Source organism: Streptomyces venetus (assembly GCF_039540295.1).
GTDB lineage: Bacteria > Actinomycetota > Actinomycetes > Streptomycetales > Streptomycetaceae > Streptomyces > Streptomyces venetus.
Genome location: NZ_BAABET010000002.1, coordinates 606,295 through 627,671, shown reverse-complemented (window position 1 = coordinate 627,671; position 21,377 = coordinate 606,295). Strand labels below are relative to the sequence as shown.

Annotated in this window: 21 protein-coding genes and 1 riboswitch; of the genes, 11 read left to right on the top strand and 10 right to left on the bottom strand. The window is 72.5% G+C overall.

The genetic code is table 11. From position 1 onward, the window contains the following. Nucleotide 1 precedes the first annotated feature (1 nt). From ABEA82_RS07765 to ABEA82_RS07755, 3 genes are read right to left on the bottom strand one after another with little or no spacing between them, the layout of a single operon-like run. Complete coding sequence (locus ABEA82_RS07765; protein WP_345660636.1) at nucleotides 2-1,525, bottom strand: benzoate-CoA ligase family protein; 1,524 nt, start codon at nucleotides 1,523-1,525, stop codon at nucleotides 2-4. Further along, complete coding sequence (gene pabB, locus ABEA82_RS07760; protein WP_345660635.1) at nucleotides 1,522-3,975, bottom strand: aminodeoxychorismate synthase component I; 2,454 nt, start codon at nucleotides 3,973-3,975, stop codon at nucleotides 1,522-1,524. The genes ABEA82_RS07765 and pabB overlap by 4 nt, the downstream gene beginning before the upstream one ends. A 30-nt stretch (nucleotides 3,976-4,005) precedes the next feature. Next, complete coding sequence (locus ABEA82_RS07755) at nucleotides 4,006-4,584, bottom strand: antibiotic biosynthesis monooxygenase (RefSeq protein ID WP_345660634.1); 579 nt, start codon at nucleotides 4,582-4,584, stop codon at nucleotides 4,006-4,008. Nucleotides 4,585-4,981: 397 nt separating this feature from the next. On the opposite strand from ABEA82_RS07755, the gene ABEA82_RS07750 reads away from it, so the two are divergent. The 3 genes from ABEA82_RS07750 (at nucleotide 4,982) to ABEA82_RS07740 (ending at nucleotide 8,227) form a co-directional block, all read left to right on the top strand. Beyond that, nucleotides 4,982-5,335, top strand: a complete 354-nt coding sequence (locus tag ABEA82_RS07750; RefSeq protein ID WP_345660633.1) for a hypothetical protein — start codon at nucleotides 4,982-4,984, stop codon at nucleotides 5,333-5,335. Between the two features lie 15 nt (nucleotides 5,336-5,350). Next, nucleotides 5,351-6,532: a glutathionylspermidine synthase family protein gene (locus tag ABEA82_RS07745; RefSeq protein WP_345660632.1), complete on the top strand. Its 1,182-nt coding sequence runs from the start codon at nucleotides 5,351-5,353 to the stop codon at nucleotides 6,530-6,532. Between the two features lie 125 nt (nucleotides 6,533-6,657). Next, nucleotides 6,658-6,744: riboswitch (ZMP/ZTP riboswitch) on the top strand. 34 nt (nucleotides 6,745-6,778) lie between these two features. Then, nucleotides 6,779-8,227 (top strand): glycine hydroxymethyltransferase, encoded by a 1,449-nt coding sequence (locus ABEA82_RS07740; RefSeq protein ID WP_345660631.1) that lies wholly within the window; start codon nucleotides 6,779-6,781, stop codon nucleotides 8,225-8,227. Nucleotides 8,228-8,240: 13 nt separating this feature from the next. Here the strand turns inward: ABEA82_RS07740 and ABEA82_RS07735 are convergent, their stop codons facing one another. After that, complete coding sequence (locus tag ABEA82_RS07735) at nucleotides 8,241-9,011, bottom strand: hypothetical protein (RefSeq protein ID WP_425588493.1); 771 nt, start codon at nucleotides 9,009-9,011, stop codon at nucleotides 8,241-8,243. 575 nt (nucleotides 9,012-9,586) lie between these two features. On the opposite strand from ABEA82_RS07735, the gene trpS reads away from it, so the two are divergent. Both trpS and ABEA82_RS07725 read left to right on the top strand, forming a co-directional pair. Continuing rightward, on the top strand, nucleotides 9,587-10,600 hold the full coding sequence (gene trpS, locus ABEA82_RS07730) for a tryptophan--tRNA ligase (protein WP_345660630.1): 1,014 nt from the start codon (nucleotides 9,587-9,589) through the stop codon (nucleotides 10,598-10,600). Nucleotides 10,601-10,742: 142 nt separating this feature from the next. After that, the gene (locus ABEA82_RS07725) at nucleotides 10,743-11,321 is read left to right on the top strand and encodes a 2'-5' RNA ligase family protein (RefSeq protein ID WP_345660629.1); all 579 of its coding nucleotides are present in this window, start codon (nucleotides 10,743-10,745) and stop codon (nucleotides 11,319-11,321) included. A gap of 11 nt (nucleotides 11,322-11,332) precedes the next feature. On the opposite strand, the gene dprE2 is transcribed toward ABEA82_RS07725, so the two are convergent. Together dprE2 and dprE1 are read right to left on the bottom strand one after the other, a co-directional pair. Beyond that, nucleotides 11,333-12,088: a decaprenylphospho-beta-D-erythro-pentofuranosid-2-ulose 2-reductase gene (gene dprE2, locus ABEA82_RS07720; protein WP_345660628.1), complete on the bottom strand. Its 756-nt coding sequence runs from the start codon at nucleotides 12,086-12,088 to the stop codon at nucleotides 11,333-11,335. A gap of 19 nt (nucleotides 12,089-12,107) precedes the next feature. Further along, on the bottom strand, nucleotides 12,108-13,490 hold the full coding sequence (dprE1, locus tag ABEA82_RS07715) for a decaprenylphosphoryl-beta-D-ribose oxidase (protein ID WP_345660627.1): 1,383 nt from the start codon (nucleotides 13,488-13,490) through the stop codon (nucleotides 12,108-12,110). 133 nt (nucleotides 13,491-13,623) lie between these two features. On the opposite strand from dprE1, the gene ABEA82_RS07710 reads away from it, so the two are divergent. The 4 genes from ABEA82_RS07710 to ABEA82_RS07695 are packed head-to-tail and all read left to right on the top strand — an operon-like array spanning nucleotide 13,624 to nucleotide 16,463. Further along, nucleotides 13,624-14,145 carry a phosphatase PAP2 family protein gene (locus ABEA82_RS07710; protein ID WP_345660626.1) on the top strand — a complete coding sequence of 174 codons (522 nt, stop codon included), beginning with the start codon at nucleotides 13,624-13,626 and terminating at the stop codon, nucleotides 14,143-14,145. Continuing rightward, nucleotides 14,138-15,082 carry a decaprenyl-phosphate phosphoribosyltransferase gene (locus ABEA82_RS07705; protein ID WP_345660625.1) on the top strand — a complete coding sequence of 315 codons (945 nt, stop codon included), beginning with the start codon at nucleotides 14,138-14,140 and terminating at the stop codon, nucleotides 15,080-15,082. Before ABEA82_RS07710 ends, ABEA82_RS07705 begins: the two co-directional genes overlap by 8 nt. Next, the gene (locus tag ABEA82_RS07700) at nucleotides 15,079-15,555 is read left to right on the top strand and encodes a GtrA family protein (protein ID WP_345660624.1); all 477 of its coding nucleotides are present in this window, start codon (nucleotides 15,079-15,081) and stop codon (nucleotides 15,553-15,555) included. The genes ABEA82_RS07705 and ABEA82_RS07700 overlap by 4 nt, the downstream gene beginning before the upstream one ends. Then, the gene (locus ABEA82_RS07695; protein ID WP_345660623.1) at nucleotides 15,543-16,463 is read left to right on the top strand and encodes a YihY/virulence factor BrkB family protein; all 921 of its coding nucleotides are present in this window, start codon (nucleotides 15,543-15,545) and stop codon (nucleotides 16,461-16,463) included. The genes ABEA82_RS07700 and ABEA82_RS07695 overlap by 13 nt, the downstream gene beginning before the upstream one ends. On the opposite strand, the gene ABEA82_RS07690 is transcribed toward ABEA82_RS07695, so the two are convergent. Next, nucleotides 16,411-17,721, bottom strand: a complete 1,311-nt coding sequence (locus ABEA82_RS07690; RefSeq protein WP_345660622.1) for a D-alanyl-D-alanine carboxypeptidase family protein — start codon at nucleotides 17,719-17,721, stop codon at nucleotides 16,411-16,413. The genes ABEA82_RS07695 and ABEA82_RS07690 overlap by 53 nt on opposite strands. Before the next feature lie 91 nt (nucleotides 17,722-17,812). Between ABEA82_RS07690 and ABEA82_RS07685 the strand changes: the two genes are divergently transcribed. Together ABEA82_RS07685 and ABEA82_RS07680 are read left to right on the top strand one after the other, a co-directional pair. Beyond that, nucleotides 17,813-18,052, top strand: a complete 240-nt coding sequence (locus tag ABEA82_RS07685; RefSeq protein ID WP_094057676.1) for an SCO4848 family membrane protein — start codon at nucleotides 17,813-17,815, stop codon at nucleotides 18,050-18,052. A gap of 23 nt (nucleotides 18,053-18,075) precedes the next feature. Further along, nucleotides 18,076-19,605 (top strand): metallophosphoesterase, encoded by a 1,530-nt coding sequence (locus tag ABEA82_RS07680; RefSeq protein WP_345660621.1) that lies wholly within the window; start codon nucleotides 18,076-18,078, stop codon nucleotides 19,603-19,605. Nucleotides 19,606-19,660: 55 nt separating this feature from the next. On the opposite strand, the gene ABEA82_RS07675 is transcribed toward ABEA82_RS07680, so the two are convergent. The 3 genes from ABEA82_RS07675 to ABEA82_RS07665 are packed head-to-tail and all read right to left on the bottom strand — an operon-like array spanning nucleotide 19,661 to nucleotide 21,348. Next, nucleotides 19,661-20,401 carry a TetR/AcrR family transcriptional regulator gene (locus ABEA82_RS07675; RefSeq protein ID WP_345660620.1) on the bottom strand — a complete coding sequence of 247 codons (741 nt, stop codon included), beginning with the start codon at nucleotides 20,399-20,401 and terminating at the stop codon, nucleotides 19,661-19,663. A 32-nt stretch (nucleotides 20,402-20,433) separates the two neighbouring features. Beyond that, on the bottom strand, nucleotides 20,434-20,928 hold the full coding sequence (locus ABEA82_RS07670) for a thiol-disulfide oxidoreductase DCC family protein (protein WP_345660619.1): 495 nt from the start codon (nucleotides 20,926-20,928) through the stop codon (nucleotides 20,434-20,436). Nucleotides 20,929-20,940: 12 nt separating this feature from the next. Further along, nucleotides 20,941-21,348 carry a hypothetical protein gene (locus tag ABEA82_RS07665; RefSeq protein WP_345660618.1) on the bottom strand — a complete coding sequence of 136 codons (408 nt, stop codon included), beginning with the start codon at nucleotides 21,346-21,348 and terminating at the stop codon, nucleotides 20,941-20,943. Nucleotides 21,349-21,377 lie beyond the last annotated feature (29 nt).

The following is a 21,377-nucleotide window of genomic DNA, read 5'->3' as shown; positions in this document are numbered from 1 at the left end:
TTCACCAAGCGCCCCTGCGGACCAGATGGCGGCGGAGCTTGCCGGTGGGGGTGCGGGGCAGCGACGGGACGAAGCTGACGCTGCGGGGGACCTTGAACGCGGCGAGACTCTCCCGCGCCAGGCCGACGAGTTCGTCCGCCAGCCCGTCCCGTACCGGCGGCTCAGGGACCACGAAGGCCCGCAGCCGGCTCGCGCCCCGCCCGTCGGGCACGGCCGCGACGGCCACCTCCCGGACCGCCGGATGGCCGCGCAGCACGGCCTCCACCTCCAGCGGGGAGACGGTGATGCCGCCGACCATCTCCATGTCGTCGGCGCGGCCCAGATGCCGGTAGGTGCCGTCCGCCTCGCGGCAGGCCCGGTCACGGGTGGCCAGCCAGCCGCCGACGAGGGTGCGGGCGGTCTCCTCGGGCCGGTTGAGGTAGCCGGGCGTCACCGTCGGCCCGCGCACCCACATCTCGCCCTCCTCACCGTCCGGCACCGGCCCCCCGTCCCGGTCCCGCAGCTCCACCTCGAAACCGGGGACGGGACGGCCGACGGTGCCCGGGTGGTTGTGGGCGAAGCCGTTGGCGCAGAACGCGTGACCGGCCTCGGTGGAGCCGATCTGCTCCAGCACCGGAGCGCCGAGCAGCGCGCCCACCTGCCGCGCGAGCCCCTCCGGCAGCCCCTCACCGGCCGACACCGCGGCCCGCACCGAGGCGAAGCAGCCCTCGTGCCCGTGGCCCCGCTCGGCGACCAGCGCGGCGTACGCGGACGGCACCGAGTAGAGCAGCGTCACCCGGTGCCGGGCGACGAGCTCGTCGATGACGGCCGGAGTGGGGCGCCGGTCCACCAGCACCGCGGACGAGCCGGAGAACAGCGGGAAGACGAAGGCGTTGCCGAAGCCGTAGGCGAAGAACAGCTTCGACACCGACAGGGTCACGTCGTCCGCGGTGATCCGCAGCACCCGCCGGCCGATCAGATCGTGGTATGTCCGGGGGTCGCCGTGGGTGTGCACCACGCCCTTGGGGCGGCCCGTGGTGCCGGACGTGTACTGGACGTACAGCGGGCTGTGCGCGTCGACCTGGTGGGCCGGGGCGGGGTCGGCGGCGGGAGCGAGCGCCATCAGCTGGTCGGCGCCGAGCCCCGGCCGGCCGGTGAACCGCTCCTCCAGACCCGGCCCTGTCACGCACAGCACCGCCGCGGTGTCCTCGGCCAGGAACGCGTGGTCGGCCGCGGGGAGTTCGGGGTTGACCACGACCGCGACCGCCCCGAGCCGGGCGGTGGCGAGGAAGGCCGTCACCCAGGCGACGGAATCGGGCAGCGCCAGCAGCACCCGGTCGCCGGGACGCACCCCGTACCCGGCGAGCACGGTGGCCGCCCGGGCCGCCAGGTCGTGCACCTCGCCGTGGGTCCAGGCCCGGTGACCCTGGTGGAAGGCGGTCCGCCCGCCCCACCCGCGCCGCTCGGCGAGCCCGGCCAGCTGGGCCGCGAGGTTCCCGGGCGCCTCGGTCTCGGCCGGATGCGGCGCGACTTGGGTACTGGTCATCGCCGGGCCTCCTCGGCCGCCCCGGCCCGGTCCCCCGGCGGGCCCTGCTGCCGGATCCGGTCGGCCGTGTGCTGGTGCAGGGCGCGCATGGGAGCCGCGGTCTTCAGCAGCATCTCCTCGTACTCCGCGTCCGGATCGGAGTCGAGGACGATCGCGCCGCCCGCCCCCAGGTGCATCTCACCGCCGGTGAACACGGCGGTCCGGATGACGATGCTGAGATCCGCGCCGCCGCCGCACCCGAAGTAGCCGAGCGCGCCCGAGTAGACGCCACGGGCCTCGGTCTCCAGCGAGTCGATGATCTCCAGCGTGCGCAGCTTCGGCGCGCCGGTCATCGACCCGCCGGGGAAGCAGGCCCGGACGCAGTCCACCGCGTCGGTGCCCGGCCGCAGCCGTCCCGCCACGGTCGACACGAGCTGGTGCACCGTGGCGTACGTCTCCGTGGCCATGAGCTTGGAGACCCGTACCGTGCCCGTCCGGCACACCTGTCCCAGGTCGTTGCGGAGAAGGTCGACGATCATCAGGTTCTCGGCCCGCGTCTTGGCGTCCGACGCGAGGGCGTCCCGCAGCCGGGCGTCCTCCTCCGGCCCGTCGCCCCGGGGCGCGGTGCCCTTGATGGGCCGGGCCTCGGCGGTTCCGTACCGATCGATCCGCAGGAACCGCTCGGGCGAGGAGCCCGCCACCTCCAGCTCCCCGAACCTCAGGAACGCCGCGTACGGGGCCGGGTTGTCGCGGCGCAGCGTCCGGTAGAACGCGAACGCGTCGGGCGGAGCGGGTAAACGGGCGGCGTTCGTCAGGCAGATCTCGTAGCTGTTGCCCGCGCGCAGCTCCTGCTTGCAGGCCTCGATGTCCGCGAGGTACCGCGCCCGGTCGCGCACCAGCCACGGCTCGGCGGCGCCGGAATCCGCGGCGGCCGGTGACCCGGGCAGGGGCGGCCGCTCCGTCGACACGCAGGAGAGGTCGGCCAGCGCGCCCTCCAGCCAGTCGGCGGCCTCCCGGGCGGCCTCCGGGGTGTCCTCCGCCAGGCACACGGCGTACGTGAAGCCCTCCTGGTGGTCCACCGCGATCACCCGGTCGGCGAACAGCCAGGCGGCGTCCGGGGCGGGGGAGCGGTGCCGGTTTGCGGACCCGCAGTCGGCCTTCATCTCGTAGCCGAAGTAGCCGACGTACCCGCCGGTGAAGTCGAAGGGCAGCCCGGTGGCGTCGACCCGGCGGTTCGCCAACTGCCGCTTGAGGTAGTCGAAGACACTCGCCGCGACCTTCCGCACCGGCCGCCCGGCCCGTTCGATCTCGCACCGGCCGGTCGTCACGTCGTACCGCACCGACTCGGCCAGCGGCCCGCTGTCGTCCCCGAGGAACGAGAAGCGCGACCGTCCCGGCTCGACGAGCGAACTGTCCAGCCAGAAGGCGCGCGAGGAGCCCGAGTACATCCGGGTGAAGGCGGCTTCGGTGTCGACGGCACCGGTGATGCGGCGGGTGTGCAGGCGGTAGCCGACCCGTTCGGGGCGCCGGGGGCGGGGGATGGCGGCGGTGGGTGCCGTGGCGGGCGGGGTGGCCGTCTTGGTCCCCCTGGCTGCGACGGTCCCGCTGCTCGGTACGGTCCTGTTGCTCGCTACGGTCCTGTTGGGTGCGACGGCCCCGCCGGGCGCTGCGGTCCCGTTGGTCGCGACGGCCCCGCCGGGCGCGCCTGCGGCGGCCTGGGAGAGGGTGGTCACCTGGAAGACGGCCGCGGCCGTGGCCCGGGACTGGGGAACGTCCGCCGTTCGTCCCGCCGGCCGCCGGACCCCCGCGTCGCACTCCGGGACGACCGTCCGCCGCCGGGCGGGCGCCTCGTGCGAGGGCACCGCCGTGTTCTTCGTCCGCAGCTTGCCGGCCCGCTCGGCCGTCATGTTCCGGAAGTTCACGAGCATGCGGTGGCCGTACTCGCTGAGGACGGACTCCGGATGGAACTGCACGCCCCACAACGGCCGGCTGCGGTGCCGCAGTCCCATCAGGACACCGTCCTCCGCCCAGGCCGTGGCCTGAAGCGTCTCCGGCAGCGGCTCGCGCACGGACAGCGAGTGGTAGCGGACGGCGGTGAAGTGCTGCGGCAGGCCGTGGAACAGGTCCTGTCCGTCGTGCCGGATCGTGGACAGATGCCCGTGGCGCGGCTCCGGAGCGGGCTCCACCATCCCACGCTCCCCGAGCGCGATGCCCTGATGGCCGAGACACACGCCGAGCACGGGCAGCGGGGACGACGCGAGCAGCCTGGTCCCGATGCCGAAGTCACGGGCGTCGGCCGGGTGCCCGGGGCCGGGGGACACCACGAGGTTGTCGAAGCCCCGGAGGTCCGGCAGTTCACCGGCGGGGGTGTCGTTGCGGACCACCACCGGCTCCTCGCCGTTCACTTCGGCGATCAACTGGAACAGGTTGTACGTGTACGAGTCGTAATTGTCGATGAGCAGGGTCTTCACCCGCCCACCTCCCTCTGTTCGTTCGCGGGCCTAGGTGGCCCGGCGTTTGTGCCGCCCGCGCAGCGCCTGGAGCGACGGGTACAGCCATTTCCGGAAGAAACGCTGGAGCCGAGGCATGAGAATCCAGGTGACAAGGGCTGTCACACACAGACACAACAGGAGCGTGCGAATCAGGGCGTTGAGGTCACCGAGATAGGGAAGCACCGTCAGATTGAACAGGAGCACCGGCGGAAATACCGCGCTCATATTCACGAACCACAGTTTCCATTTCGACGGCGGAGCCGGCGGCTTGGGAGTCAGCGTCTGCGCGTCGAACCAGGCCCGGGCGCCCGGCACCCTCCTGCGCTCCGCCTCCCGGGCGACGCCCTCCAGCCGGGCGTCCCACTGTGCCCGGGAGGGCGATTGCTCCCAGGCCAGAGCCGAACCCTCGCTGGCGAAGCGATAGACGACATGCCACTCCGCCTCTCCGTCGACAAGTACCCCACCCCCCAGGAACCCCGGCTGCCGCGCGGTCGCGCCCAGCATGGCCCACCCCCAGGAGTGGAAGTCGGCCGCACGGCCCGGCAGCACGCGATAGGCCACGGTGACCGTGACGGGATTACTGGCCACGCCGTCCCTTACGGAAAGCGCTCCCTGCGCGTTCAAGATTCAACAAACAATTTTCCGGCTGCTCGCGGACTGTCCAGATGATTGGAGACTTTCGGCAGATGGGAAAGCCCTTCCGATCACTGCGGCGGCACCGCCCCCGGGGCTGGGGTGGTCACCGACCCGCGCTGGAGGGCGAGGTCGGCAACAGGAACGAGGCGGGCGCCAGCCCGTCGATGAGCCGCACCGCCGATCGGCACCGGCACCGGCACTGGCACCAAGGGCGCACACCATTCCAAAAATCACAAAACGACGGCAGGGGAGGGGATCCCGGGCGGGGGGCCGTGCGCGACCGCTCACACCGCTCTCTAGGCTGACCGCTCGGCAGTACATGACGGGGACACGACGGGGAGACACGGACATGGCGGAAACACGGCGACGACTGCGCTCGAGCACGGTGGTGCTGGGCGGCATGGGGGTCCTCGCGGCGGCCCTGTCCGCCTGCGGCTCCGACCCGGACCGCCGCTGTGTCGACCGGGACAGCTACGACTACATCAACGGCTACAAGATCGTCGCCGACAAGAACTGCGCGTCGGGCAGCTCCTCCTCGGGCAAGGGCCGCAAGAAGACCGGCAAGACCAAGGGCACGGACGCCGACTGGTACTACGACGCCGACGTCAGCAGCGGCTACGCCGACAACGGCACCTTCAGCCGCAGCGAGGCCGTCGACCGGGGCGGCTTCGGCTGCTCGGGCTCCGGCAGCGGCGGCGGCTGACCGGGACGCACGCAGATGGAACGCCGCACCATCGAACCCCGCCCCGACTGGCAGCCGACCGTCGAGGAACAGGGCCTGATCTACCCCCTCACCCGCTACCCCGACGACTCCCTGCGCCCCTACTGGGACGAGAGCGCCTACTACGTCTTCACCCTCCCGGAGGTCGAGGCACTGGAGGAGGTGGTCGAGGAACTCCACCGCATGTGCCTGGCGGCGGCCGAACACATCGTCGCCGAGGACCGTTTCGCGGACCTCGGCATCACCGATCCCCGGGTGGCCCGGGCGGTCGCCGAGGCCTGGCGCCGCCGCGCCGAACTCCCCTCCGTCTACGGCCGCTTCGACCTCCGCTACGACGGCACCGGCCCGGCCAAGCTCCTGGAGTACAACGCCGACACCCCCACCTCACTGGTGGAGGCGGCGTCCCCCCAGTGGTTCTGGATGGAGGACCGCTTCCCCGGCGCCGACCAGTGGAACTCCCTCCACGAGCGCCTCCTGGCCGCCTGGCGGAAACAGGCCGCCCTCCTCCCGCCCGGCAGCCCCCTGTACTTCGCGTACTCCTCCGCCGACGAGCTCGGTGAGGACATGATGACGGTCGCCTACCTCAAGGAGACGGCCGAGCAGGCGGGCCTGGCGACCGACTGGATCGCCATGGAGGAGATCGGCTGGGACCGCCTCTCCGGCCGCTTCGTCGACAACCGCCTCCGCTTCATCCGCAGCATCTTCAAGCTCTACCCGTGGGAGTGGCTCACCACCGACCGTTTCGCGGACCACGTCCTCGACACCCTCGACAACGGCGGCGGCACGGGCTCCACCCTGTGGATAGAACCGGCCTGGAAGATGCTCCTCAGCAACAAGGCCCTCCTGGCGATCCTCTGGGAGCTGTATCCCGGCCACCCGAACCTCCTCCCCGCGTACCTGGACGGCCCCCGAGACCTGCCCGCCACGGGCTGGGTCGCCAAGCCCCTCCTCGGCCGCGAGGGCGCGGGCGTCACGATCCACGAGCCCGGCACGGCCCCCGCCCTGCGCGACGAACCCTGCTGCTACCAGCAGCTCGCCCCCCTCCCCGACTTCGACGGCAACCGGGTCGTCCTGGGCGCCTGGGTGGTGGAGAACGAGTCGGCGGGCCTGGGCATCCGGGAGTCCTCAGGCTTGATCACGGACGAGTACGCCCGCTTCCTGCCCCACGTGATCCTCTAGACAGGGTGCGGGGGTCTCGCCCTTGAGGGGCGCGGGGAACTGCGCGATCAACCACAATGCACCCGCACCCGGCACCGACGAGCAACCCGGCAGACGCTCCCCGCCCACCCCACCCGGTAGGCTGACCACCGGGCCGTGACTGGCGCGCTGGGATGGGACCAACCATCGGGGAGCGGCCCGAGCAGACAGAGCCGTGCGCCTGGGCCGTACCGTGAACGCTGAACACAACGTCCGGAGGTCCCATCCATGTCAGCCGAGCCCCTCTCCACCGCTTCCACCGCCTACCGCGCCGCCCTCGACGTCATCCGCGCCGTCGAACCCCGTGTAGCGGACGCCATCGGCCAGGAGGTCGCCGACCAGCGCGAGATGCTCAAGCTGATCGCCTCCGAGAACTACGCCTCCCCGGCCACGCTCCTGACGATGGGCAACTGGTTCAGCGACAAGTACGCCGAGGGCACCATCGGCCGCCGCTTCTACGCCGGCTGCCGCAACGTCGACACCGTCGAGTCCCTCGCCGCCGAGCACGCCAAGGAGCTCTTCGGCGCCCGTCACGCCTACGTCCAGCCGCACTCCGGCATCGACGCCAACCTCGTCGCCTTCTGGGCCGTCCTCGGCGCCCGTGTCGAGGTGCCCTTCCTGGAGAAGACCGGCGTCCGCCAGATCAACGACCTGACCGAGGCCGACTGGGCCGAGCTGCGCCAGGCCTTCGGCAACCAGCGGATGCTCGGCATGTCCCTGGACGCCGGCGGCCACCTCACCCACGGCTTCCGCCCGAACATCTCCGGCAAGATGTTCGACCAGCGCTCCTACGGCACGGACCCGGCCACCGGCCTCATCGACTACGAGGCCCTGCGCGCCCAGGCCCGCGAGTTCAAGCCCCTGATCATCGTCGCGGGCTACTCGGCCTACCCCCGCCTGGTGAACTTCCGGATCATGCGCGAGATCGCCGACGAGGTCGGCGCGACGCTCATGGTCGACATGGCCCACTTCGCCGGCCTGGTCGCGGGCAAGGTGCTCACCGGCGACTTCGACCCGGTCCCGCACGCCCAGATCGTGACGACGACCACCCACAAGTCGCTGCGCGGCCCCCGCGGCGGCATGGTCCTGTGCGACGACTCGCTGAAGGATCAGGTCGACCGGGGCTGCCCGATGGTCCTCGGCGGTCCGCTGCCGCACGTCATGGCCGCCAAGGCGGTCGCCCTCGCGGAGGCCCGCCAGGAGTCCTTCCGCGACTACGCCCAGCGCATCGTCGACAACTCCCGCGCTCTCGCCGAGGGCCTGATGCGCCGCGGCGCGACGCTGGTGACGGGCGGCACGGACAACCACCTGAACCTGATCGACGTCGCCTCCTCCTACGGCCTCACCGGCCGCCAGGCCGAGGCCGCCCTGCTCGACTCGGGCATCGTCACCAACCGCAACGCGATCCCCGCCGACCCGAACGGCGCCTGGTACACCTCCGGCATCCGCATCGGCACCCCGGCCCTGACCACCCGTGGTCTCGGCACGGCGGAGATGGACGAGGTGGCCGGTCTGATCGACCGTGTCCTCACCGCGGCGGAGGCGGGCACGACCAAGTCGGGCGCCCCCTCCAAGGCGTCCCACGTCCTCGACGCGAAGATCGCCGACGAGATCTCGCACCGCGCGACCGACCTCGTGGCCGGTTTCCCGCTGTACCCGGAGATCGACCTGGGCTGATGCCCACGGCTCGTCATTCGTCCAGGTCGATCAGCACCTGACGCGGCCCCTCCCGTGGCGGTCCGGCTTCCCGCCGGGCCGCCACGCGGCGTGTCAGCAGCGTGCCGCCGACGCCGGCCGCGAGCCCCGCCACCAGCCCCACGACCGCCCACCGGACGTCACCCCGCGCCGGACCGGACAGGTCACCCGCGGCAGTCACCGGACCGGACAGGTCACCTTCGGCGGTGCTCCCGCCGGGCCCGCCCGCCACGGCGCCGTCGCCGAGCAGCCGTGCCAGATCCAGCCGCTCGAAGACCGAGCGCGGCGCCCGGTGCCAGCGGATGTCGTCGTCCTCCACGGTGGGACTGGGATCCGAACGCACCCAGGGCGTGCCGTCCCCGGCCACGAACAGCTGGTCCTGACGCTCGACGGCCACGTCCCCGCCCGGCGGCCGGTTCGTACTCGGCCGGCCGCCGACCCCGGACAGCCCCCAGAGCACCGTGAGCCGCACCCGCGGGAAGTCCCCCTCCGCCCAGTCCGCCGGCACCCGCTCCGTCTCCGTGTGCGTGGGCTGCAACAGCTGCCACAGCCGGGCGAAGTCACGCTGGCCCGAGCGCACGGACGCGGTCCGCCCCGTGCCGCCCGCGACGACCATCGCCACGTCGGGAACGTCCCGCCCCCGCGCCGGGAAGCCCACGGCGGTGGTCAGAGCCGCGCCCCCGGCCAGAGCCGCGGCGGTCGTCACCGCCGCACTCCCGGCCAGGGCGGCCACCAGCGCCACCGCGACCACCAGCACACGCCTCACGTGCCGGGCGGCCCAGCCGCGACGGGGACTCACCGGGCGGCCGACCGCGTACGCGGACCAGCGGCTCGACCGGGGCCCCGCCGACCGGCCCACGCGCCCGAGGCCGGCCACGGGCCCGCCGGAGGACGGCCCGGTGCGGCAGCGCCGCACCCTCGCCGCGGTCCTCGGCCCGCCCGGCACCCCCACCTCATGTCCACCGCACCGCGAACCGCGCGCCGCGCTCCTCTCCGACCCGCCCGGGCACCGCGCTCTCTCCACCCGGCCCCGACGCCGTGCTGCCGCCGCCCGGTCCCGATGTCGTGCTGCCGCCGCCCGGTCCCGATGTCGTGCTGCCCCCGCCCGGGTCCCGACGCCGTGCTCCCTCCACCCGGTCCCGACGCCGCGCTCCCCCCACCCGGTCCCGATCCGGCTTTCCGTCCACCCCGCATCGGTCCCCTCCCATCGGCCCCGCCCCGAGCCCGTCCGGGGGCAGCCCTCCCGTGCCTCACCCTTGTTACACCGCCGGGGCCGAACGGGACCCCAGCTGTTTCCGGCCGGTTCCGGACCGGTCCCCGGGACCTGAGAGAATGGTGAACATGGCCTCTGACCGACCCCGCGTGCTCTCCGGAATCCAGCCCACCGCAGGCTCGTTCCACCTCGGCAACTACCTCGGCGCCGTCCGCCAGTGGGTGGCGCTGCAGGAGACGCACGACGCGTTCTACATGGTCGTCGACCTGCACGCGATCACCATCCCGCAGGACCCGAAGGACCTGCGCGCGAACACCCGTCTGGCCGCCGCGCAGCTGCTCGCCGCGGGCCTGGACCCGGACCGCTGCACGCTCTTCGTCCAGAGCCACGTCCCCGAGCACGCCCAGCTCGCCTGGGTCATGAACTGCCTCACCGGCTTCGGCGAGGCGAGCCGTATGACCCAGTTCAAGGACAAGGCCGCCAAGCAGGGCGCCGAGCGCGCCTCCGTCGGCCTGTTCACGTACCCGATCCTCCAGGTCGCGGACATCCTGCTCTACCAGGCCAACGAGGTCCCGGTCGGCGAGGACCAGCGCCAGCACGTCGAGCTCACCCGCGACCTCGCCGAGCGCTTCAACGGCCGTTTCGGCCCGACCTTCACCGTCCCGAAGCCGTACATCCTCAAGGAGACGGCGAAGATCTACGACCTCCAGGACCCGTCGATCAAGATGAGCAAGTCGGCGTCCACGCCGAAGGGCCTCATCAACCTCCTCGACGAGCCGAAGGCCACCGCGAAGAAGGTCAAGAGCGCCGTCACGGACACGGACACCGTGATCCGCTTCGACGCCGCGGAGAAGCCGGGCATCAGCAACCTCCTCGGCATCTACTCGACCCTCACCGGGGAGGGCATCGCCGAGCTGGAGGAGAAGTACGCGGGCAAGGGCTACGGCGCGCTCAAGACGGACCTCGCCGAGATCATGGTCGACTTCGTCACGCCGTTCCGGGAGCGCACCCAGCAGTACCTGGACGACCCGGAGACGCTCGACTCGATCCTGGCCAAGGGCGCCGAGAAGGCACGCGCCGTCGCCGCGGAGACCCTCTCCCAGGCGTACGACAGGGTGGGCTTTCTGCCCGCCAAGCACTGAACCCGCCCCCGCGCACAGCCGTACCACCGGACAGCGCTGTACATCACTTCGGTTGCGCCTGCCCGTAACCGGGTCGTGGTCGTACAGTCGATATCCGGGTGGTCGTATCAGCGGCCCGCTAACTGAAACGACAGGAGACGACGTGGGGACCGTAACGATCGGTGTCTCGATCGCGGTCCCGGAGCCTCACGGCAGCCAGCTCCAGCAGCTGCGCGCGGGCTTCGGCGACGCCGCGGCTCACGGCATCCCCACGCACGTCACCCTGCTGCCGCCGACGGAGATCGACGCGTCCGCCCTGCCCGCCGTCGAGGCGCACCTGACGGAGGTCGCCGCGGCCGGCCGGCCGTTCCCGATGCGGCTGTCCGGCACGGGGACGTTCCGGCCCCTGTCGCCGGTCGTCTTCGTCCGGGTCGTCGCCGGCGCGGAGGCCTGCACCATGCTCCAGGAACAGGTCCGCGACCCCGCCGGGCCGGTCGCACGCGAACTGGCGTTCCCGTACCACCCGCACGTCACCGTCGCGCACGGCATCGACGAGGCGGCCATGGACCGCGCCTTCGAGGAACTCACCGACTACGAGGCCGAGTGGCCCTGCACCGGCTTCGGTCTCTACGAACAGGGCGCCGACGGCGTCTGGCGCAAGCTCCGCGAGTACCCCTTCGGCGGCTCGGTCGTCCCGCCCCAGGCGGGCTGCGTGGAACACGGCTCGGTCCCCATGCGCTGATCCGCCCGTGGTCAGACCGGCAGCCGCCGGAACAGCGAGCGCGGCAGGTGCCGCAGGGCCGCCATGACCACGCGCAGCGTCCCCGGCACCCACACCGTCTCCGAGCGGCGGCGCAGGCCCAGTTCCACGGCCGCCGCGACCGCCTCGGGCGTGGTCGCCAGTGGGGCCTCGGGCAGGCCGGCGGTCATGCGCGTACGGACGAAACCGGGGCGTACGACCATGACGTGCACGCCCGTACCGTGCAGTGCGTCGCCCAGGCCCTGCGCGAAGGCGTCGAGACCGGCCTTGCTGGAGCCGTAGATGAAGTTCGCCCGGCGGGCCCGCTCACCCGCGACGGAGGACATGACGACCAGGGAGCCGTGCCCCTGGGACTGGAGCGCACGGGCGCACACCAGTCCGGCCGAGACCGCGCCGGTGTAGTTGGTCTGCGCGACCCGCACCGCCGCCTCCGGCTCCCGTTCGTCGCGCGCCTGGTCGCCGAGGAGCCCGAACGCGAGCAGCACCATGTCGACGTCGCCCTCCGCGAAGACCTTGCCGAGCACGGCCTCGTGGGCGGCGGGGTCGAGCGCGTCGAAGGCGACGGTGTGCACATCGGCGCCCAGCCCGCGCAGCTGCCCGGCGGCCTCCTCCAGCGCGGGCGACGGACGGCCCGCCAGCCAGACCGTCCGGGTGCGGCGGGCGATCAGCCGGCGCGCGGTCGCCAGCGCGATCTCCGACGTACCGCCGAGGACGAGCAGGGACTGAGGGAGGCCGAAGGCGTCCTTCATGACAGCTCCTTGAGGTTGCCTAGAGGTGGAGGCGGCGGGCCAGGTCGGACACGAACACCCCGTGCGGGTCCAGTTCGGTGCGCAGGGCGCGGAAGTCGTCGAGGCGCGGGTACATCGCCGCGAGCAGTTCCGGGCGGAGCCGGGCGTCCTTGGCGAGGTAGACGCGTCCGCCCGCGGCGGCGACCTCCCCGTCGAGTTCGTCGAGGAACACGCCGAGTCCGGGCAGGCCCGCCGGGATGTCCAGGGCCAGCGTCCAGCCCGGCACGGGGAAGGACAGCCAGCCCGGGTCGGACTCCCCGAAGCGCTTGAGGACGGCCAGGAAGGACGGGCAGCGGCGTTCGGAGATGCGGCGCACGACACGGCGCAGGGCGTCCTCCCGGCCGTGGCCGACGAGGAACTGGTACTGCACGAAGCCGCCCCGGCCGTAGACGCGGTTCCAGTGGGGCACGCCGTCCAGGGGGTGGAAGAAGGCGGAGATCCGCTGGAGTTGGCCGGAGCGCGCCCGGGGTGCCTTGCGGTACCAGAGCTCGTTGAAGAGGCCCACGGTCGTCCGGCTGAGCAGGCCCTCGGGCAGGAGGGCGGGGGCGGCCGGGAGGCGGGAGGTGCGGAAGGAGAGCGGGTTGCCGCGCCTGCGTGCGGGCAGCGCGTCCAGGGGCGCGTGGTCGCCGCGGGTGAGGACCGCACGGCCGGTCGAGGCGCCGCGGGCCAGCAGGTCGATCCAGGCCACCGAGTAGCGGTAGCGGTGGTCGGTGGCCGACAGCCGGGCCATCAGGTCGTCCAGGTCCGTTGCCCGTTCGGTGTCGACCGACATCAGCGACGTCTCGACCGGCTGGAGCCGGATCGTCGCGGTGAGGATCACCCCGGTGAGTCCCATACCGCCCGCGGTGGCCTCGAACAGGGGTGTGCCGGGGACCACCGTGCGGATCTCGCCGTCGGCGGTGAGCAGTTCGAAGGACAGCACGTGCCGCGAGAACGACCCCGAGACGTGGTGGTTCTTGCCGTGGATGTCGGCGCCGATCGCCCCGCCGACGGTGACGTAGCGCGTGCCGGGGGTGACCGGGACGAACCAGCCGAGCGGCAGCAGCACCTCCATCAGCCGGTGCAGGGAGACCCCCGCGTCGCACAGCACGATCCCGCCGTCGGCGTCGATCGCGTGGACGCGGTCCAGGCCCGTCATGTCGAGCACGGACCCGCCCGCGTTCTGCGCCGCGTCCCCGTACGCCCGGCCCAGACCCCGGGGGATCCCGCCCCGGGCCCCGCACTCCCGGACCGCCGCCGCGGCCTCCTCGTACGTCCTCGGTCGGATCAGCCGGGCCGCCGTCGGAGCGGTGCGGCCCCAGCCGGTCACGGTGGTGTGGTCCAGGCCCGGGACGTCGGGAAGGGAGTCGGTGTCGGCAGACATGTCCGTGACCGTATCGCCCAGGTGTGAGCGATCAGTTAGAGAACATGGCATCCCTCCCCGAAATGGGTGATTAATGGGATGTCGCCCAATATTGCCGGAGTTCAGGCCGGTTGGGCATGAACAGTGAGTCCACATGGACGACCTCGACGACCTGCACGACATGGACCACCGGATCGTTTCGGCGCTCAGGGCGTGCGGCACCGACCCACGCGTGGCCGGCGCCGCGCGTGCCCTGTCCTGGGCGGGGGAGCACGCGGCACTCTGGCTCGCGGCCGGGCTCGCGGGAGCAGCCGTGGACGGCGCCAGACGCGGCGCCTGGCTGCGCGGCACCGCGCTCACCGCCGGGGCGCACGTCGTCAGCATGGCCGTGAAACGGGTCGTGCGCCGACCGCGCCCCGCCCACGTCGAACCCCTGGTGCGCACCGCCGGCCGGCACTCCTTCCCCAGCTCGCACGCCAGCTCCGCCGCGGCCGCCGCCGTCGCCTTCGGCGCCCTCGGGGCCCGCGCGGTCCCGCCGCTCGCCGCCGCGGTGTGCGTCTCACGGCTGGTGGCCGGCGTCCACTACCCCTCGGACGTCGCGGCCGGAGCGGCCCTCGGCGCGCTCACGGCCCGGCTCGGCGCCCGCTGGATGAGGGGAGGCGCAGACCATGACTGAGACGGCCCTCCTGCGGCAGCGCACCCCCGAGGAGCGACCCGCGCCACCCCGCGGGGGCGGTCTCCTGGCCGGTCTCCTCAGGACCGCCCGCCCCAAGCAGTGGATCAAGAACGTCCTCGTGGTCGCCGCCCCGGCCGCCGCCGGTGAGCTCTTCTCACGGCACGCCCTCCACCAACTCGCCCTCGTCTTCGCCCTCTTCACCGCCTGCGCCGCCGCCGTCTACCTCGTCAACGACGCCCGCGACGCCGACGCCGACCGCGCCCACCCCACCAAGCGGCACCGCCCGGTCGCCGCCGGACAGGTCCCCGTGCCCGTCGCCTACGCCGTCGGCGGCGCCCTCGCCGTGCTCGCGCCCGCCGCCGCGGCCTGGCTGTGCTCCCCGGCCGTCGCCGCGCTGCTGACGGCGTACGTGGGCATGCAACTGGCCTACTGCGTCAGCCTCAAGCACGTCCTCGTCGTCGACCTCGCCGTCGTCACGACCGGCTTCCTGATGCGGGCGATGGTCGGCGGACTCGCCCTCGGCATCCCGCTGTCGCGCTGGTTCCTGATCACGACCGGCTTCGGCGCGCTGTTCATGGTCTCCGCCAAGCGCTACTCCGAAGCCGTGCAGATGGCCGGAGAGGCGGGTGCCACACGCGCGTTGCTCACCGAGTACACCACCGGCTACCTCCGCTTCGTCTGGCAGCTCGCCGCCGGCGTCGCCGTCCTCGGCTACTGCCTGTGGGCCATGGAGGAGGGCGGCGTCCCGCACACCAGCGTGCTGCCCTGGCGGCAGCTGTCCATGGTCGCCTTCATCCTCGCCGTCCTGCGCTACGCCGTCTTCGCCGACCGCGGTACGGCCGGCGAACCCGAGGACGTCGTCCTGCGCGACCGGGCGCTCGCCGTCATCGGCCTGGTGTGGGTGGCGATGTACGGCCTGGCGGTGGCCAATTGGTGAAAACACGCGCCCGGGACAACCGGACGGCCCGGGCCGGCCGCACCGCGCTCCCGTCGCGCCGGGAACTGGCCGGCTTCGCCCTCGCCGGTCTCCTCGCCTACGCCGTCGACCTGGCCCTGTTCACCTGCCTGCGCGGCCCCGCCGGACTCGACCCGCTCACCGCCAAGACCCTGTCCTTCGTGGCCGCCTGCTCGGTCGCCTACGCGGGCAACGCCCTCGGCACCTACCGGAGCGCACCGGCGGCCCGTGGCCTGCGCCCGTACGCCGTGTTCTTCGCGGTCAACCTCGCCGGAGCCGCCGTCCAACTGCTCTGCCTCGCCGTCAGCCACTACGGCCTCGGACTCACCTCGCAGCGAGCGGACACCGTCTCCGGCGCGGTCGTCGGCATGGCGATCGCCACGGTCCTGCGGTTCTGGGGTACCCGTACATGGGTGTTCCGGGCGGAGGGCAGAGTCGGATCATGGACTGGCTGAAAAAGCTCCCGGTCGTCGGGCCGTGGATAGCGCGGTTGATGATCACTCACGCGTGGCGGTCGTACGAGCGGCTGGACCGCGTGAAGTGGACGCGGCTGGCCGCCGCGATGACCTTCACGAGCTTCGTCGCGCTGTTCCCGCTGCTGACGGTGTCCGCCGCCATCGCCGCCGCCACCCTCAGCACGGAGCAGCAGGAAAAGCTTCAGGACAAGCTCGCCGATCAGGTGCCCGGCATCTCCGACCAGCTGGACATCGGCACTCTGGTGGACAACGCCGGCACCGTCGGCCTCATCGCGGGCGCCCTGCTGCTGTTCACCGGCATCAGCTGGGCCGGTTCGATGCGCGAGTGCCTGCGCGCCGTGTGGGAGCTGCCCGACGAGGAGGAGAACCCGGCCCTGCGCTACGTCAAGGACGCGGGTGTCCTGGTCGGCCTCGGCGGCGCGCTCCTCATCACCATCGGCGCGTCCGCCGTCGCCTCCGCGATGATCGGCTGGATCATCCGGCAGCTCGGCGTCGACGAGGGCGGCTGGGGCGGGGTCCTGCTGCGGATCGCCGCGTTCCTGATCGCCGTGCTCGCGAACTTCCTGCTGCTGCTCTACGTCCTGACGCTGCTGCCCGGCGTCGAGCCGACCCGCCACCGCCTGTTCGTGGCGGCGCTCACCGGCGCGGTCGGCTTCGAACTGCTGAAGCTGCTGCTCAGCGGCTATCTCCAGGGAGTCGCCGGGAAGAGCATGTACGGCGCGTTCGGCGTGCCCGTCGCGCTGCTGCTGTGGATCAACTTCACCTCGAAGCTGGTGCTGTTCTGCGCCGCCTGGACGGCGACGCAGCGCAAGGAGGACGACGAGATCCCGGCCGTCACGGGCGAGTCCGGCGGCGCACCAGATCCGGCAGCGGCCAACGGCGGTTGACCAGGAACGCGCCGCCCGCGAGCAGCACCAGCACACCCCCGGCGATGCCGAGCGCCGTCCCGGCACCGCTGGAGCCCTTCCCGGCCGAGGCGCTGGCCACCGGCTTCGAACCGGTCCCGGCCGTGCCACCGTCCCCGGAGCCACCGGCCTCGCCGGACGGGTTCGCGCCGGGCCGGTCACCGGCCTGGGCGCTCTTCGGGGGCACCAGCTCGCCGACCGGCTGCACCTTCCCGGCCGCCTTGAAGCCCCAGTCGAACAGCCGGGCGGTCTCCTTGTAGACCTCGTTGTGCTCGGGCTTCTCCGGGTTCATCACCGTCACCAGCAGCACCTTGCCGTCGCGCTCGGCGACGCCGGTGAAGGTGGCGCCCGCGTTGGTGGTGTTGCCGTTCTTGACGCCCGCGATGCCCTGGTAGACGGGCAGGTCGGCGTCACCGGCCAGCAGCCGGTTGGTGTTCTGGATCTCGAAGGACTCGCGGACCGGCTTGCCCTTCTTGCCCTTCTTCGTCTCTCCCGGGAACTTCGCGCTGACCGTCGAGCAGTACTCCCGGAAGTCCTTCTTCTGCAGCCCCGAACGGGCGAACAGCGTCAGGTCGTACGCCGACGACACCTGTCCCTCGGCGTCGTAGCCGTCCGGGCTGACGACATGCGTGTCGAGGGCCTGGAGCTCCTCGGCGTGCTCGTTCATCTCCTTGACGGTGTTCTCGACGCCCTTGTTCATGGCGGACAGCACGTGCACGGCGTCGTTGCCGGAGCGCAGGAAGACACCGAGCCAGAGGTCGTGGACGGTGTACGTCTCGTCCTCCTTTATCCCGACCATGCTGGAGCCCGCGCCGATACCGGCCAGGTCGGAGGGGACGACCTTGTGCTTCTCGGTCCCCGGGAACTTCGGCAGCAGCGTGTCGGCGAACAGCATCTTCAGCGTGCTCGCCGGGGCCAGCCGCCAGTGCGCGTTGTGCGCGGCCAGCACATCACCGGTCTCGGCGTCGGCGACGATCCAGGAGCGGGCGCTCACGTCCTTCGGCAGCACCGGCACACCGCTCGCCAGACTCACCTGTGTGCCCGGTCGGCCGAGCCGCGCGCCGCCCACGGTCGACATCGACGCCGGGGGAGTGACCGAGGGGCTCGCCGACGGACTCGCCGACGGGCTGCCCGAGGGCTTCGGGGCGGCGACGGCGGCGGGCGAGGCCAGGGCGAGGGACGACAGGACGGCGGAGGTGACCAGCAGGGATCGCCTGGTGGTCTTCTTCGGAGCGGGCACGATCGGAAACGTACATGCCGTTCGGGGGGAAGTCCCGTCTCCGCCACCACCCCGGGCACGGAACCGGACACGCGGTGGCGATACTGGGTGCATGAAGCTCAGCCGCCCCGTCTCCTGGTTCCTGCTCGCCTTCGGGGTGTGGAGCTGGGTCATCTGGATCACTTTCGTCAAGAACCTTGTCAAGGACGGCAGCGGGCTCGCCTTCGACGACGGTCGTCCCACGGCCTACTTCTGGGTGCACCTGCTGCTCGCCGTCGTGTCCTTCGTATTGGGGACGGTCGTCGGGGCCATCGGGTTGCGTGGTCTGCGCGCACTGCGCCGGACGTCATAACGGCAATCGGGAGACACGACACCGTGGCCATCGTCTTCGTACTCGTCGCAACACTGGTCCTGGCCGTCGTCGTGACGGCCAACTGGTACGTGTGGCGCCGCCTGTTCCGCGACACGACCCGCGGCCCGGGCCTCGCCCGCCGCGCGGGCGCGGTCCTGATCGCGGGCGGCTGGGTCCTCGCGATCGCGGCCCTGGTCGCCGAACGCTCCGGCGCGCCCTTCTGGCTCCAGCAGGTCCTGGCCTGGCCGGGCTTCCTGTGGCTGGCCCTGTCGATGTACCTGCTGCTGGCGGTGGTGGCGGGCGAGATCGTACGGCCGCTGCTGCGCCGGTTCCTGGAACGGCGGGCGGGCGGACCGAGGCCGACCGCACCGACGACGGCCCCCGGCGCACCAGGGGACGGCGCTGCCGGTGCGCCGGCCCCGGTGGCGGCGGCAGGTCCGACGGACGGCGGCGGCGTGACGACGGCCCCAGGCGTGGCTTCCGCGCCTGCTGCGCAGGCAGACCCCACCAGCACAGCGACCGTATCCGCGAGCCCGGCCGGCCGGCAGGCGGAGCACGCTGCCGGTGCACCCTCTGCCGCCTCCGCCTCCGCGGCGACTGCCGTTCCGGAGGCGGACGGCGGTGCCGTGGCATCAGGGGCGCCCGCCACCGCGGCGCCGGCGTCCACGCGGACGGACCCCGCCACCGCGGCGCCCGGCGAAGCCGCCGCCGGTGACACCCCCACCGGCCCCTCCCGCCGCCTCTTCGTCTCCCGGGTCGTCGCCGGTGCGGCCGCCGCCGCTGCGGTCGGGACCGTCGGGTACGGCACCTACGGCGTGCTGCGCGGACCTCAGGTGAAGCGGGTCACGGTGCCGCTGGCCAAGCTGCCGCGCGCCGCGCACGGGTATCGCATCGCCGTGGTCAGTGACATCCACCTCGGCCCGGTCCTCGGCCGGGGCTTCGCGCAGAAGGTCGTCGACACGATCAACGCGACCCAGCCCGACCTGATCGCGGTCGTCGGCGACCTGGTCGACGGCAGCGTGAAGGACCTGGGCCCGGCGGCGGCGCCCCTCGCCCAGTTGAGAGCCCGTCACGGCTCCTACTTCGTCACCGGCAACCACGAGTACTTCTCCGGCGCCGAACAGTGGGTCGAGGAGGTCCGGCGCCTCGGCCTGCACCCCCTGGAGAACGCCCGCAGGGAGATGCCGTACTTCGACCTGGCCGGAGTCAACGACGTGGCCGGCGAGGAGGAGAACCAGGGCCCCGACTTCGCCCGGGCACTCGGCGACCGGGACACCGCACGCGCGTGCGTCCTGCTCGCCCACCAGCCCGTGCAGATCCACGAGGCCGTCGAGCACGGCGTCGACCTCCAGCTCTCCGGCCACACCCACGGCGGCCAGCTCTGGCCCGGCAACCTCATCGCCTCCGGCGCCAACCCCACCCTCGCGGGCCTGGACCGCTACGGCGACACCCAGCTCTACGTCTCGCGCGGCGCGGGCGCCTGGGGCCCACCCACCCGCGTGGGCGCCCCGTCTGACATCACGGTGATCGAGCTGGCGTCGAAGCAGGCCTGACCCTGTGAGAACGCTGTGAAACCGGCCCGAGCCTCACCGGATCCGACGCCGTGTCTCAGGAACCCGTGCGGCGCGGGGACGCCGGATCCGGGATCGCGTTCGTCATCCCCGGCAGGAAGTCCGTGAACAGCTCGTGCACCTCGCGCACGAGCGGCCGCAGCACCCGGAAGCGGGCCAGGGCGACACCGCGCGCGGTGAGCCGGGCGCCGCGCTCGGCGAGCCGGTAACTGCGTTCCCGCCCCTCGGTACGGTCGAAGATCCAGTACAGGACGAGCCCCATCTGGGACAGCCACATCAACTCGGGCAGGATGTCCCGCAGTTCCTCGGGCACCTTGGTCTTCGTCGCCCCGGCCAGCACCTCCCGGTGGACGCTGATGGCCTCCTCGCGCGCGTGCTCCGACTCGGGGGAGAAGGGGCTGAGCGGGCTGTCCGGGTCGGCGGCGTTCTTGAAGAACTGCACCGCGAACTCGTGGTACGGCTTGGCGATGTCCAGCCAGGCCCGCAACACCCCCGCGAGCCGGGCCTCCAGGTCGGTCTCCCGGTCCAGCACCTCCCGGACCGCCACCTGGTGCTCGGCGGCGATCCGGTCGTAGAAGCCCTGGATCAGGTGCTCCTTGCCCGCGAAGTAGTAGTACGCGTTGCCGACGGAGACCCCGGCCTCCTTGGCGATGGCCCGCATCGTCGTCTTGTCGTAGCCGTGCTCCTGGAACAGCCGCATGGCCGTCTCCAGGATCAGGGCGCGGGTCTGCTCGGACTTGGTGGGGGTGGCGCCGGGGCCGTCGTTCTTCGCGGACACGGGAAGAGAGCCTATCTCCGGTACCGGTGCCGCTACCGAGGGGCGCAGGTGCCGTCGGCGCAGCCCGGCGCGGTGTGGGTCCAGCCGCCGTCCGGGTCGTACGCCCACCCGTCCGCGCGCCGGTACACCCGCCCGCCCCACTGGCCCCCGCCCCGCCGGCCCTCGTTCCACTGCGCCCCGCGCCACTTGGCGGCGGCGAGCACCGCGCCCCTGGCGAGCCAGGCACCGGACGGGGTGCTCAGCCGGTGGGCGAGCGGCCGGTGCTCGCGCAGCGCCCACAGGGTGACGACCCAGGCGGCGGGCCCCCGGTAGACCTGCCCGCCGTCGCCGACGACGGTGATCTCTTCGAGGGTCGCGCCGTGGTCGAGTCCTGGGAAGCGCCGCCGGGCCTCCTCCGAGCCGGCCGGGACCGGCTCCAGCGGCACCAACTGGGGCTGCCGCAGGAGCCAGTCGCGCAGGAACGCGCACAGGGAGCACTCGGCGTCGTACAGGACGGTGAGCCGGCGGACCGGTGCGATGGCGTTCATGCGGGCCTCCGCTCAGACCTGCGCCGTCGGGGCCACCCAGCCCTGCGGCGGCACCGGCGGCACCTGCTCCCGCTCCATCGTGCCCCGCCGCCGGATCCGGTTGAGCACGTAGACGTTGGCCAGGTGCATCACACCGAGCACCAGCAGGACGACGCCGAGCTTGGTCGACAGGGCCTCGAAGACGCCGCGCGTGTCGGTGATGGTCGCGTCGCTGCTCAGGTACAGCGCGACGAACCCGAGATTGACGAGGTAGAACCCGACCACCAGGAGGTGGTTCACGGCGTCGGCGAGCTTCTCGTTGCCGTGCAGCACATCGGCGAGGAACACTCTCCCGTTCCGGCTCAGCGTGCGGGCCACCCAGACGGTCAACGCGACGCTGACCAGCAGGTAGATGACGTAGGCGATGACCGTGCGGTCCATAGCCCCCACCCTTCTTGAACACGTTCAAA

Excerpts from the sequence above, each read along its gene's own strand:
- ABEA82_RS07765 (WP_345660636.1), bottom strand. The coding sequence starts at position 1,525 with ATGACCAGTACCCAAGTCGCGCCGCATCCGGCCGAGACCGAGGCGCCC.
- ABEA82_RS07750 (WP_345660633.1), top strand. The coding sequence starts at position 4,982 with ATGGCGGAAACACGGCGACGACTGCGCTCGAGCACGGTGGTGCTGGGC.
- ABEA82_RS07745 (WP_345660632.1), top strand. The coding sequence starts at position 5,351 with ATGGAACGCCGCACCATCGAACCCCGCCCCGACTGGCAGCCGACCGTC.
- ABEA82_RS07740 (WP_345660631.1), top strand. The coding sequence starts at position 6,779 with ATGTCAGCCGAGCCCCTCTCCACCGCTTCCACCGCCTACCGCGCCGCC.
- trpS (WP_345660630.1), top strand. The coding sequence starts at position 9,587 with ATGGCCTCTGACCGACCCCGCGTGCTCTCCGGAATCCAGCCCACCGCA.
- dprE2 (WP_345660628.1), bottom strand. The coding sequence starts at position 12,088 with ATGAAGGACGCCTTCGGCCTCCCTCAGTCCCTGCTCGTCCTCGGCGGT.
- dprE1 (WP_345660627.1), bottom strand. The coding sequence starts at position 13,490 with ATGTCTGCCGACACCGACTCCCTTCCCGACGTCCCGGGCCTGGACCAC.
- ABEA82_RS07710 (WP_345660626.1), top strand. The coding sequence starts at position 13,624 with ATGGACGACCTCGACGACCTGCACGACATGGACCACCGGATCGTTTCG.
- ABEA82_RS07705 (WP_345660625.1), top strand. The coding sequence starts at position 14,138 with ATGACTGAGACGGCCCTCCTGCGGCAGCGCACCCCCGAGGAGCGACCC.
- ABEA82_RS07695 (WP_345660623.1), top strand. The coding sequence starts at position 15,543 with ATGGACTGGCTGAAAAAGCTCCCGGTCGTCGGGCCGTGGATAGCGCGG.
- ABEA82_RS07685 (WP_094057676.1), top strand. The coding sequence starts at position 17,813 with ATGAAGCTCAGCCGCCCCGTCTCCTGGTTCCTGCTCGCCTTCGGGGTG.
- ABEA82_RS07670 (WP_345660619.1), bottom strand. The coding sequence starts at position 20,928 with ATGAACGCCATCGCACCGGTCCGCCGGCTCACCGTCCTGTACGACGCC.
- ABEA82_RS07665 (WP_345660618.1), bottom strand. The coding sequence starts at position 21,348 with ATGGACCGCACGGTCATCGCCTACGTCATCTACCTGCTGGTCAGCGTC.